Source organism: Oceanirhabdus sp. W0125-5, assembly GCF_027938815.1.
GTDB lineage: Bacteria > Bacillota > Clostridia > Clostridiales > Clostridiaceae > Oceanirhabdus.
In genome coordinates, this window is record NZ_CP115913.1 from 3,450,122 (window position 1) to 3,463,237 (window position 13,116).

At 29.6% G+C, this 13,116-nt stretch carries 11 protein-coding genes; 3 read left to right on the forward strand and 8 right to left on the reverse strand.

Annotated elements, in window-relative coordinates:
* Positions 1 to 122 precede the first annotated feature (122 nt).
* Genes proC through OW730_RS15955 form a run of 3 tightly spaced genes read right to left on the reverse strand, consistent with a single transcriptional unit; the run spans position 123 to position 4,246 of the window.
* Entirely contained in the window at positions 123 to 932 is an 810-nt protein-coding gene (proC, locus tag OW730_RS15945) for a pyrroline-5-carboxylate reductase (RefSeq protein ID WP_271225042.1), read from the reverse strand.
* Between the two features lie 46 nt (positions 933 to 978).
* Entirely contained in the window at positions 979 to 3,339 is a 2,361-nt protein-coding gene (gene hypD / locus OW730_RS15950; RefSeq protein WP_271225043.1) for a trans-4-hydroxy-L-proline dehydratase, read from the reverse strand.
* A 4-nt stretch (positions 3,340 to 3,343) separates the two neighbouring features.
* Positions 3,344 to 4,246 carry a trans-4-hydroxy-L-proline dehydratase activase gene (locus OW730_RS15955; RefSeq protein WP_271225044.1) on the reverse strand — a complete coding sequence of 301 codons (903 nt, stop codon included), beginning with the start codon at positions 4,244 to 4,246 and terminating at the stop codon, positions 3,344 to 3,346.
* Between the two features lie 400 nt (positions 4,247 to 4,646).
* Here OW730_RS15955 and OW730_RS15960 point away from each other — a divergent pair, with 400 nt between their 5' ends.
* A complete protein-coding gene (locus OW730_RS15960) occupies positions 4,647 to 5,240 on the forward strand; it encodes a helix-turn-helix domain-containing protein (RefSeq protein WP_271225045.1) in 594 nt (197 codons plus the stop codon).
* A 113-nt stretch (positions 5,241 to 5,353) separates the two neighbouring features.
* Here OW730_RS15960 and OW730_RS15965 read toward each other — a convergent pair whose 3' ends face one another.
* The 4 genes from OW730_RS15965 to OW730_RS15980 all read right to left on the reverse strand — a co-directional run bounded on the left by OW730_RS15965 (position 5,354) and on the right by OW730_RS15980 (position 9,076).
* The gene (locus tag OW730_RS15965; protein ID WP_271225046.1) at positions 5,354 to 5,788 is read right to left on the reverse strand and encodes a 2'-5' RNA ligase family protein; all 435 of its coding nucleotides are present in this window, start codon (positions 5,786 to 5,788) and stop codon (positions 5,354 to 5,356) included.
* A gap of 365 nt (positions 5,789 to 6,153) precedes the next feature.
* Positions 6,154 to 7,401 (reverse strand): putative manganese transporter, encoded by a 1,248-nt coding sequence (locus OW730_RS15970; RefSeq protein WP_271225047.1) that lies wholly within the window; start codon positions 7,399 to 7,401, stop codon positions 6,154 to 6,156.
* Positions 7,402 to 7,586: 185 nt separating this feature from the next.
* The gene (locus OW730_RS15975) at positions 7,587 to 8,084 is read right to left on the reverse strand and encodes a hypothetical protein (protein WP_271225048.1); all 498 of its coding nucleotides are present in this window, start codon (positions 8,082 to 8,084) and stop codon (positions 7,587 to 7,589) included.
* Positions 8,069 to 9,076: a CPBP family intramembrane glutamic endopeptidase gene (locus OW730_RS15980; protein WP_271225049.1), complete on the reverse strand. Its 1,008-nt coding sequence runs from the start codon at positions 9,074 to 9,076 to the stop codon at positions 8,069 to 8,071. The genes OW730_RS15975 and OW730_RS15980 overlap by 16 nt, the downstream gene beginning before the upstream one ends.
* Before the next feature lie 325 nt (positions 9,077 to 9,401).
* Between OW730_RS15980 and OW730_RS15985 the strand changes: the two genes are divergently transcribed.
* Positions 9,402 to 10,406 carry a D-alanyl-D-alanine carboxypeptidase family protein gene (locus OW730_RS15985; RefSeq protein ID WP_271225050.1) on the forward strand — a complete coding sequence of 335 codons (1,005 nt, stop codon included), beginning with the start codon at positions 9,402 to 9,404 and terminating at the stop codon, positions 10,404 to 10,406.
* A gap of 128 nt (positions 10,407 to 10,534) precedes the next feature.
* Complete coding sequence (locus OW730_RS15990; protein ID WP_271225051.1) at positions 10,535 to 11,113, forward strand: helix-turn-helix domain-containing protein; 579 nt, start codon at positions 10,535 to 10,537, stop codon at positions 11,111 to 11,113.
* 53 nt (positions 11,114 to 11,166) lie between these two features.
* Here OW730_RS15990 and OW730_RS15995 read toward each other — a convergent pair whose 3' ends face one another.
* The gene (locus OW730_RS15995; protein WP_271225052.1) at positions 11,167 to 12,948 is read right to left on the reverse strand and encodes a S41 family peptidase; all 1,782 of its coding nucleotides are present in this window, start codon (positions 12,946 to 12,948) and stop codon (positions 11,167 to 11,169) included.
* Positions 12,949 to 13,116 lie beyond the last annotated feature (168 nt).

Here is a 13,116-nt window from a genome sequence, read left to right on the forward strand (position 1 = left end):
TATGAGTATAGTTCAAATTTGAACTAATTTAAATATAATTCAAATTTGAACTATTGTCAAGGGTTGTTATTTAAAATAAAAAACCCATAAGAATCTTCTTATGGGCATCTTTTACTTCATAATTAATAATTTGATAATTCATTAGATTTCTTTCTACATTTTCTCATAGCTGAAATTACTGCATTTCTTAATCCTTCTTTCTCAAAAACAGCTACAGCTTCTATAGTAGTTCCACCTGGAGAGCATACCATGTCTTTTAAAACCCCTGGATGCATTCCCGTATCAATAACCATTTTAGCTGAACCCAATACTGTTTGAGCTGCAAAGGTATATGCTTTATCTCTTGGCATACCATCAAGTACAGCAGCATCTGCCATGGCTTCAATAAACATATATACATATGCAGGAGCTGATCCGCTAACTGCTGTAACCACATCCATAAGTTTTTCACTAACCACTTCAGCTTTTCCAAAGCAGTTAAATATTTTTTGAACTTGTTCTAATTCCTCATTAGTTACCTCATCATTAGCACACATACCTGCCATACCTTCTCCAACTAGAGCAGGTGTATTTGGCATAACTCTTACTACTTTAACTTTTTTTCCAAACAATTTTTCTGTTCCTCTAATATTTTTACCTGCAGCAATAGTTACTATAATTGCATCTTCTTTTACTTTATCTTTTATTCCATCAATAACTACCGAATATAAATCAGGTTTAATAGATAATACTAATATATCTGCTTTCTGTGCAACCTCATTATTATCAGTTGTTCCTAAAATACCATATTCTTTAGACGCTGCATCTAGATTTTTTTGAGTTAAATCAGATGCAATGATATTTTCTGGTAAAAATGCTTTACCATTAACTATCCCACCAATCATCGCTCGTGCCATATTTCCACATCCTATGAATCCTAAAACTTTTCCCATAGTTCATTCCTCCTCTAAATGCTCAATCTTATTTTTCTAAAGTAAATTAAAATGCTTGTTCTGTTCTTTCAATGATTTCATCTTGCAACGCCTTGCTCAAGTTACAGAAATAGTCACTGTATCCTGCAACACGTACAATTAGTTCTTTATACTCATCTGGATTTTCCTGCGCTTTTAACAGAGTTTCCTTGCTTATGACATTAAATTGAATATGATGCCCATCTAATTTAAAGTAAGCTCTAACAATATGAGCTAAATTATTTAACCCCTCTTCTCCTTCTAAAATATCAGGAGTAAATTTCTGATTTAGAAGAGTTCCACCAGTTAAAACATGATCCATTTTTGCAGCCGATTTAATAACTGCAGTTGGCCCATTTCTATCTGCACCCTTAGATGGTGAAATACCATCTGCCAAAGGCTTGTTAGCTAATCTTCCATCAGGTGTTGCTCCAATTACTGATCCGAAATAAACATGACATGTAGTTGGAAGCATATTTATTCTATGCATTCCACCTTTTCCATTTTTCCTTCCTGTTACCTCATTATAATAAGCATAGAAAACTTCTTTCATGATCTCGTCAGCATAATCATCATCATTTCCGTACTTAGGTGTTTTATTTTTAACTAAATTATATATTCCTTCATGTCCTTTAAAATTATCTTTAGTTGCCTGTAAAATCTCACTCATAGTGAATTTCTTATTATCGAAAACATTATACTTAATAGCAGATAACATATCTGTTATATTACCAATACCAACTCCTTGAATGTAGGAAGTATTATATCTAGCACCCCCAGCGTTATAATCTTTTCCTTCTTTGATGCAGTCATCAATTATTACAGATAAAAATGGTACAGGCATTTTTGTTGCATACAGTCTTTCTATAATTCTATTACCAATCACTTTAATATCTATAAAATGTTTAAGCTGTTTTTTAAATGCTTCCATTAGCTCTTCATTGCTTTCAAATTTCCTTGGATCACCAGTTTCAATTCCTAATTTCTTAGAAGTAATGGGATCTATACCGTTATTTAAAGTAATCTCTAATATTTTAGGTAAATTCATATACCCTGTAAGAATATATGCTTCTTTTCCAAAGGCACCTGTCTCAATACATCCACTGTTACCACCACATCTTGCATCTTCAATTGTTTTACCAGCTCTGAGCATTTCTTGAATAACAACATCTGTGTTAAATATGGAAGGCTGTCCCCATCCTTTTCTTATGATTTTTAATGCTCTCTTTAAAAATTTTTGTGGAGTCTTTTTACTAATTTGAACATTTGAGCTTGGTTGTAATAATTTCATTTCATCTATTACATCTAGTATTAAATAACTAACTTCATTTACCCCATCAGAACCATCTTCTTTTAATCCCCCACTATTAATGTTAGCAAAATCCGTATATGTCCCACTTTCTTTTAATGTTATCCCTACTTTTGGAGGAGCTGGCTGATTATTAAATTTTATCCATAAACACTGTAATAGTTCTTCTGCTTTTTCTCTTGATAAAGACCCTTCTTCTAACTCTTTTTTATAAAATGGATATAGATGTTGGTCTAGTCTCCCTGGGTTAAATGCATCCCATGGATTTAGTTCTGATATAACGCATAAATGTACAAACCAGTACATTTGAAGCGCCTCCTCAAATGTTCTAGGTGCATTGGCAGGAACTTGTTTACAGATGTCTGATATATTCAATAGTTCATCTTTTCTTTTAGGATCGTCTTCTTTTTCTGCCATGCTTTTAGCAAGCTCACTATACCTTTTACCTAAAATCATTATAGCGTCACAAGCGATACTCATACCTTCTAATTGATTCTTCTTATCTAAAGCCTCATCATCATTATGAAAATCAAGTTCCCTTATGGCCTGTTCAATTTCCTTTTTGAATTGTATAAATCCTTTCTTATAAATCTTGCCATCAGCTACAGTATGGCCTGGCCCTCTTTGCTCCATGAATTCTGTAAATATTCCAGCTTTGTAACATTCATTCCATTCTTCACTCATACTATTTACTATATGATTACGCATAGATCTATTCTTCCAATAAGGGATAATTGTTTCTTCTTGAACTTTTTTTGCTCTTTCAGAGGTTTTAAAACTTATTTTTTCACGATCATTCATAATCTGAAAATCTTCAACTGTATGACAGCATAACTCAGGATAAGTAGGTGTAGCAGCTGGTTTTTCTCCTCTTTCACCTACAATCAGCTCACCATCGTTAATGCATAGGGTTTTCTTTGCCATTAATTCTTTTAATGCAAGTCCCCTTAAAACTGGTATAGATCCACTTCCCTCATACTTCTTATATACTGAGTCAACAATTTCAGCTCTTTCCATAGATATATAGGGTACTGCATTAACACTTTGTTCTCTAAGTTTTTTAACCCTTTCACTCTTCATATAATCATCCTCCAATCTTAACTTTTATACCAGCTTTATTAAATTTCATTGCAATTTCATTAATCTTTTCATCACTAGGCCTTTCAAAACCTGATAGTTTATATTCCATGCCTATTCTTTTATATTTGTCCATACCTATTTTATGATATGGAAGTAAATTTACTTGCAAGATATTCAATTGAGATAAGAATTTAATACTTTCATCAATATCTTCATCATTGTCATTTATTCCTTTTATAATTGGCATTCTTACATATATATTTGCCCTGATTTCTGATAGTTTTTTTAAATTATCAATGATTAACTCATTAGATACTTCTATATATTTCTTATGTTTTTCATCATCAATAAATTTTAGATCATACAAAAACAAATCTACTTTATCAGCAACCTTTTTAAAGTTTTCCCAAGCTCCATAGCCGCTTACATCAACAGCAGTATGAAATCCTCTTTCTTTACACAACCTTAAGACTTCATTTAAAAAATCTACTTGAATCATTGGTTCTCCTCCAGAAAAGGTGACTCCCCCATCAGATTCTTCATAAAAAATTTCGTCTTTTTCAATCTCTTTCATTATTTCTTGAACTGACATATCCTTACCTACATACTCAAACACATTATTAGGACACAAATCAGTACACAATCCACATAGATTACATTTTTCATTATTAATATCTATAAAAGAATCTTCAATTGAAATAGCTTTTTCTGGACATTTCTTTTCACAGATTCCACAAGCTTGGCATCTTTCTTTAAATACCATTATCTCATGCCTACAGCTTTGACTCTCAGGGTTATGACACCACCAGCATCTTAAAGGACATCCTTTCAAAAAAACTGTAGTTCGAATTCCTGGACCATCATGGAGAGAGTATCTTTGAATATTAAATACCGTTCCCCTCATCATTCCACCACCTTCTATTTATGAAAATAATATCTGTTAACATTAACCTTATAGTTATGTAACTTACTATTTGTAATTTCATAATTATAAAATCCAATATATCTACAAAAACTTTAAGTATGATTTTTATCATAAATCCTAATTCATCATATACTTACTAACAGCCCTACGTTTCATCATTTTAAAATCTTTTTATTTCTAGTAATATTATATGCCTGATTTTTAATTAAGTCTATAGTAATTTATGATAAACTTTAAAATCATGAAATATATTTTATATATATGAAATCAATAGCCTTTATATTTGTTTTTTTATATAAAAATGATATAATAATATTATGAAAACTAATAATATATAAATTTAATGAATATAAAATACATTTCATATAGAAAAGAGGACATCATGAATAAGGATATAGGTAATAAAATAAAAGTATTACGACAAAGTAAAGGAATGACGTTAAAAGACTTAAGTGAACAAGTTGGACTATCAATAGGCTTTTTCTCTCAACTAGAAAGAGGCTTAACCAGTGTTGCAATTGATTGTTTGAGTAAAATCGCTGAAGTATTAGGAGTAGAATTAGCTTACTTTTTTTCATCTCCTAAATCAAAAAAAGATATGGTTATTAAAAGCTATGAACAAGAGGTTTCACAAATAATAAATTCAAATATAATCTACTACAATTTATCTACTAGACTTGAGAGTAGTAATATGCTACCTAAACTAGTTCAAGTATTACCTCATGAAGGGAGAGAGGAAATTGAAGAATATCGTCATGAAGGAGAAGAGTTCATATATGTTTTAGAAGGAATCTTAACTCTGTATTTAGATCATCAGAAACATATTTTATATCCTGGTGATTCTGTACACTTTGATTCTATGCTTGAACACAACTGGGTAAACAACACAAGTATGACCACAAAATTTTTAGTTGTAAATACTCCTAATTTCTTAAAAACAGAAACTAAGGACGATTCTACTACAGATATTAAATAAAATAAATAATTAAAGAGCTGAGAATTTACTCAGCTCTTTTTGTTAACAAAGTTACAATATATTGTGTTCACTCTGATTCAATCTTTAGAATTTCGGGTTGTTTCTGGGTTATTCTATTTTGTAAACTCGTGCCTTGCTGTGTTTTCTAAGGTATTATAATCAGCTACTCTAATGCCTTCTACTCTAACATTGAAAGGCTTAAAAATACTTGAAAGTGAAGTAATTGCACTTAAACTTTCCTCCATTGTTGCATTTACTGCTACTCTGCAGTTTGGAACCCATTTATTAGGTAAATAATGCTCAAAAGGATTCTTACAACACTCAGAATCAAAGCTACTATGAAATTCTTTATGCACCCTAAATAATTCATCATTCATAACTGGTGATAAGTATATAATATTTCTCTCGAAATAAAAAATACCAACACTTTCAAATCTTAGTTCAAATCCCTTTGTTTTTTTTGAAAATTCTCCTAATTGACTATAAAACTTTTCTTCATTTATCTCTCTATATGACGCAATTGCAATATGAGGATTGCTATTCATCATAAAAGATTTACTCCATTTTCACAAATTACCCCAATCATTTCCTTAATTTTATTTTGACTTTCTTTATCGAGCTCGAGCATAACAGTATATCCCATATACATTCCCCCTAAAATAATAAATAATTGTTAAGTTGCTTTAAATTGCCATTTGCTAATATTGTGTATTATTAATACTTCTATATTATCCATTAATCCCCTTTATTTGTTACATAATATTTACATAAATTCTGGTGTTCAATATTTAAAACCACTAATATTTCCATGTTTATAACAGGATTTAACTGGATATAGTTAAATAAAAAATCAGATATCCATCCTTAGATATCTGATTCCTTAATAATTTAGTAGTTATTATTGAGATTACTCTTAAATAAAACTTTCAAAGACAAAATAAAATATTAATCCAACTATTATAGCTGGTATTGTAGTTATAATTGTAGCCCATAGTGAAACTTTTTTATCCATTGCAATTAGAGGAAATAGTGCATCTCCATCCTGTGAAATTGCATTAGCTAAAAGTGCTGCAAAAGGAATCATTCCTTTTAAAAAGAGTGTAACAATGATAATTTGAGGACCGCATCCTGGAATTAATCCTACAATAGCCCCAATTAATACTGCAATTACCCCTGTAACAGTGAGCCAATTTTCAATTGCAAGTTCTCCACCTACAAAGTACACTCCAAACTCATAAATAACATAAGCTGCAAATACCCATGTAGTAACAAAGGCTGTTTCTATGGCATTATGAATTAAAGTCTCCTTTAGAGAAAGTAATTTACTTTCTTCTTCCTGATGTGTATCATCCTGTAGAAATTTTTTAGATAAAATCATATATCCAATAGAAAATAGTGTACCAGATATACCTATGATACTTCCTAAATAAGGTATTCCTATCTGTGAGTTAACATCTATCTGAAATAATAACAGTACTCCTAATAACAATCCCATAGTAACAGTGCTCCAAAAGATTTTATACCCTATGCCATGAGTGAATCTATACCCAAAAGAGGATCCTGATAGTTTATTATTATGATGAAGGGCAATATCTATTTCATCACCTTCTTCATGACCAATATGGTTCTTAAACTCTTGTGACATACTCTTATCTTTAAAAGAGAGTTCAAATTCAGTAGGAATATGTTTAAGCTTTTCATGTATTTGTTTTAATTGTTCTTTTGATTTCATAGGCTTTCTCTTTATTAATTTATTACCTAAATTAAAGTAATCAACTATATAACCTGTAATTATTGCCACAATAAAAGAAAGAGCACTTATCCATAAATATTTTACAGGCATAACTGTAATTAAAACAAATGCAGCGTCCCCCATAGTTGATATTAATGCTGCAATAACAGTACCAAAACTGATGGTTCCTTTAATATATAGAGGCATTACTAGAATGGCACCTCCACATCCTGGACTAAGTCCTAGTAACGCTCCTATAATAGGTTGTACTTTTTTTGATTTCTCAATACTTTCAATTAACTTTCCATTCTTCTTATAATTAATATATCCAAATATCAGTAGGACAGCACCTACAAAAACTCCAACTTGCAAAAAAGCCCCTTCAGCACTATTCATGATAATTTTAAATAGATCATTTATTATTGTCATTTAATCCCTCCTTTAATTAATCATAATTTAGGATATCAAAATTTAATCACCTCTTATTCAATTGATAATCATTTTCATTTATTGCTTATATTTTATCATATGTAATTTTTATAAACAAGTTACTATTTTACGAAATAAAAACACTCCTCAAGTAATTAACTTGAAGAGTGTCTTCGGTTAAAATATTAATCCATTTCAAATTTTAAATACTTTAAGGGAAATAAACTTAATTCCCCTTCTTTAAGTTCCTTGTTAAATATCTCCTTTTCAATCATTTGCATTGCAATAGTTTCTCCATACTTATCAATTTTTCTTAATTTATATTCATTAAGATACTTAACTCCTTGATTTATACCAATATATTCGGCTCCTATGCCACCTTTTCTGAGAATACCATATCTATAATCACGAAATATTGGCTCTTCCGATATCCAAAAAGTTTTTACTTTATAATGTCTTGACAACTTCTTTGGAAATTCATCATTAAATATAAACCTGCCAAGTGTATCAATTATAATTATCCACGAGTTTGAGTGAGTAACAGCTAATGCTTCTCCCATCATAATAGATGTTGCATCTTCAAAAAAAACATTCTTCTCCACCTTATAAAATATATCAGGAATTATATTTGATATTTCATCGTATTTTGCTTTGATACACATAACCCCTATATTCCAAGCCATAACTCTTCCCCACTCTCCACAGTCTTATACTCTTTAGTGAATAGAAACGGTATAAACACAATAGCATTGATGATAATGCCTAATAATAAATCATTTAATGTTATCGCTCCCCCTATTGCAACACTGCTTTCAGCCATACCGTTATTAATTAAATGAATTATTATAGCAGACCATAGATTTCCTGATTTCATATATGCATATCCCATAAAAATCCCCATTAATATACAATAGAAAACATGTAGTAATACACAGTGTATAGGACTCTCTGGACTATATAGCATAAAACATAAAGGCAGATGCCATATTCCCCAAATAAAACCTAAAATTATAACACCAAGTTTTTTTCCTAATAACACTTGCAATCTAGGTTGCAGATATCCTCTCCACCCAAACTCTTCTCCGAAAAACAAAATAAATGAAAACATACCAAAAAAAATAGTTATGGGTGAAAATAAAATTTTTGATAGTATTTGAGTTGCATCTATCCCACTGATATCACCACTAAAAATAGCATATAGAACAAATCTAAATGGATAAATTCCTAGAAACAACACTGCAATTTTCATTACAACATTAATATTCTTCTCTACAACCATATTAATCCATTCAAAGCAATTGTCTTTGTTACTCATAATCATAGTAAAAGTAATTATGCTGATTATACATACAAGAATACCAAGAACAATCTCTACATATTTAGGAAAAACAAAGATGCCAATCATTAAAGTCATTGTAGACAATATAGTGAAGATAATATAAACCTTAAAGAAATCCATCAACCCCTTCTTGATATTATCTTTTTCATAATAAATCTTTATTCCTATAACAACTAATGCTGGATGTAACATCTGTACCAATGCAAAGGCAGATGCATTCCCATCAAGTCGCTTGTACACCATTAACATCACTATTCCCATTCCATAAGTAATTAAAAAAGTAGCTAATAAAAATATTTTTATTTCATTTTTAATTCTTCTAATATTAATCTCCATTATGCCTTCCTCCTGCTGATTATTGTAAAATTAATTTTTACCTATCTCTTCACAGTATTATACTATATTACCAATATTAATTATACCATTTTTTAATACATTTTGTAGTTTTTACATTAATTTATAATTTCTAAATCACAATATCTCTAAATAAATTCAGTATTTACATACTCTACATCCTTTTAAGCTTTTACTTTTCAAAAAAGGTAAATATTTTCTTTGGTCATCTTAAACTATTTGTAATGTTTTGTCGACAAAAATATATTATTATATAGAAGTAATCTACTAGAGAGTACCCATCTTAAATATAGGAGTTGAATAATATTTGAAAAAGAAAAATTTAGGAAAGAAATTATTGAGTACAACTGTTATTGCATTATTAATTTCATCACTTACTTATGTTTATAAAGTTGATGCTTTTGATAAGTATTATAATAAACCTGAAAAGATAGAAGGAAATAAGGATATAATTTGGGATTCAATTAAAGACAACAAAGATGATGAGAAAAAAGATACAGATGATGATTCATCAGATAATATCAATAATGAAGTGGATGAAAAAGATCAAGGAGAAAAGGAAGAACAAGAAGTTTATATTGTAGAGTCTGGAGATACCTTGTATAAAATCTCAGTAAAATTCAATATGAGTCTTAACACACTTAAAGAAATTAATAACTTAAAAGAAAATATGATTTATAGTGGACAAGCACTTTTTGTTATTAATAACGGGAACAATTCAAATGATAAAGTTGTTATAAGTAATCCTGATGATATTTTAGCATTGGTAAATAAATCGAATAAATTGCCATCTGATTACATTCCTAATAATCTAGTTGTACCAAATGTTCCTTTTCCATTTAAAAGTTATCATTCTAAAAAATTAATGAGAAAAGATGCTGCCCAAGCTCTAGAGGAATTATTTGAACAAGCTAAGAAGGAAAACATTAAACTATATGCTTTATCAGGCTATCGTTCATATGAGAGACAAGCATCCATTTTTGCCTCAAATGTTAAGAAAAAAGGATTAGAAAAAGCTAATCAATTTAGTGCTAGACCTGGTGAGAGCGAACATCAAACAGGATTAGCAATGGATATAACAAGCCCTTCTGTTAAAAATGTTCTAACTCAACGTTTTGGACAAACTCCCGAGGGTAAATGGGTTAAAGCTAATGCTCATAAGTTTGGATTTATCATTCGTTATCCTCAAGGTAAAGAGCATATTACAGGATACCAATACGAGCCATGGCATTTACGTTATGTAGGTAAAGAAGCTGCTGAGGAAATAAAAAATAATAATTTTACTTTAGAAGAATACTTAGATGTGATTTAACTGCTGATACAATTCAGCAGTTTTTTTATTGTACTTAAATACATATTACGATAAAATTAGTAAATTTTACAGCTATAATGTATAATATAGTTATTATTGTTAGGTTATATTTACAGGAGGAAAATGATATGAATAATAAGAATAAAGTTTTTTTTATCATAACGGCATGTATTGTTATAATTTTATTTATGGGTATAAGAATATATTCATTGGAAGTATCTATAAGAGACTTAAGCAACAAATTATCTATAGCAACTTCTTCTAATCATCAAATTTATAATGAAGTTAATTCCTTAAATTATAAGCTTAATAAACTTGAGAATATTCTAAAAGAAGAAATACACTCCTTAAAACTTGAAGATGAAAAAGCTATGTCACTTACGGAACTATCTGAGTATTTAGATGTAAGTATTCAATCTCTTTCTGGAGCGATAGATTCAATTCCCCATGTCTCCTTTAATGGTGAAAAAAGATTTCTTAAGAGTGAGGTTGATAAATGGTTCAAGGACAGTACTACAAGTGGTTTTTCTTCATTTACTAAGGAAGTTATGAATCCTGGAGAGCTTTCTAGATATTTAAATGTTAGTATGAAAGATATAATGGCATGGGTCCAAGATGACAACTCCGATATCCCTTTCTCTATGAATGGAAGTTTATATAGATTTAAAAAAGAGGATATTGATAAATGGTGGCACAGCAGACAATAATTAAAGAAGCAATATCTAAAGGGGTACTTTGCCTTCGGATATTGCTTCTTTAATTATTTGTTCTCTATAACTTCTATTGCTTTTTCCACAAGTTCGTCTCTTCCCTCTCTAATCCCTTCAATTGTAGGTTTAACAATCACATCTGGAATAATTCCAACTCTTTGTGTTTCTCCTCCATCAGGATAATAAACTCCTATACCAGTAAATGATGTTATAAATCCTCCTGGCAAGGTTAACTTGCTTACATTTCCATCTGCGCCATTAGAAGGTGTTCCTAAAACAACAGCATTTGGAGCAACTCTTAAAGCCATTGCAGTATATTCTGGCTGACTTTGAGAATATTTATTAACTAATATCATTACTTTTCCCTTGTAATAGTCTGGATTTTTAGCACCTACTTTTATTGAAGAAGTAAATGCAAACTGTCCAGGTATTTCTAAACTAGGAATTGTAAATGCTGCAAACTCTGTAGGTTCAGGCATTAAATACTTCCCTAGGCTAAAGACAATAAAATCTGATGGATAGTTTCTTAAGTCAACAATTATTCCTTTTGTATTCAAAAACTTTTCCATAATTTTATTTATTTCATTCTTCTTCAAGTTCCCTGGGTTAATATATCCAATATTATTTCCAATCATTTCATGGGATTTCTTATCCTCATTATCATAATTCATTTTGTTCTTATGAATACTTACAATATCTTCTGTATTTATTTCTTCATCTCGTTTAAACGTAATCTCTACCTTTTCTTCTTTAGTACGATTTAATAGATATCTTATAACCACATTTTTATGATTTTTGTTTTGTTGTGGATATAACTCTTCTAACCTTGTTATTACATCATCTATATCTTCACCATTAATCTTTAATACAACGTCTCCAACTTTAAAATTTGAATCATTAACTTCATTATTCAAAAACCCTTCAACATACACTACTTTATCATCTAAAATATTGAAGTGTAATGGAATAAACCTATCCCCCAATGATTCTATAACAAGATTTCCGACCCCTGGTTTATATAGTGTAGCATGATCATCTTTAATACATCTAGTTAACCCATTAAAAACATAATTATATGAGTTCATATCATCCCCTTGAATAAACTCAGGTAAATATACTTTAAGTACTTCATCCCAATTTTCATCTATAAGGTACTTATATGGGAAAAAGTATTCAATGGCATTCCAGTATCTAAATAACCCTAATAGTCGATAATTCTTATCTGAGTAATCCATATCATTATATTCTTTCTCATTTATAAAAATAGGATTACCTACATTAGGGGTTAATTTTACATACTTTTCTGTTTTATCAATTTTTGACTTCTGAATCTTTATAAGAGATTCTTTTAATTCTTCATCAAGAAACTTTTCTTCTCCAATCCAATCGAGACTAGAACTAATTTTCACCTTTTTAGTGTTCTTTATTTCTTTACTCCTAATATCTATCTTTCCTAAATCACCAATCCATTGAACTAATATTTGATCAACTTCCTTCTGATTTTTACTTTCTAGAACTTCAGGTATTAATATTAACAGTTCCTCATCCATATCAATATTATTTTTTGTTACATTTGGATGATAGTACTTTACAAATCCCCATACTTTACACAATTTATATAACCCTTCACTTTGATTTTGATTTAACCTATCAATATTCAAACTGGTGTAATTTTTCATTACTTCCCTACTTTGTTTTTCAGTATTAAATACAAACTGATAAATAAATATTCCCACCAGAATTATTGGTAATAAAAAAAGCAAATTTCTATATTTTTTTATACTTTTTTTACTTCCGCTTTGAAATTCTTTACCCTTTTTTTCTTGTTCCATTTTTCTCTCTCCTTCCCCAATTAATACTTTAATTCAAATTATTAATTATTAAACTTTGTAACAATTATATACATTCAATACATATTTTTCAACCGAATTGCTTAATATTTCATATAATATTAAGATTTTGATCTGTATAAAAGTTGACCTTTTTGAACTTAGTATTAC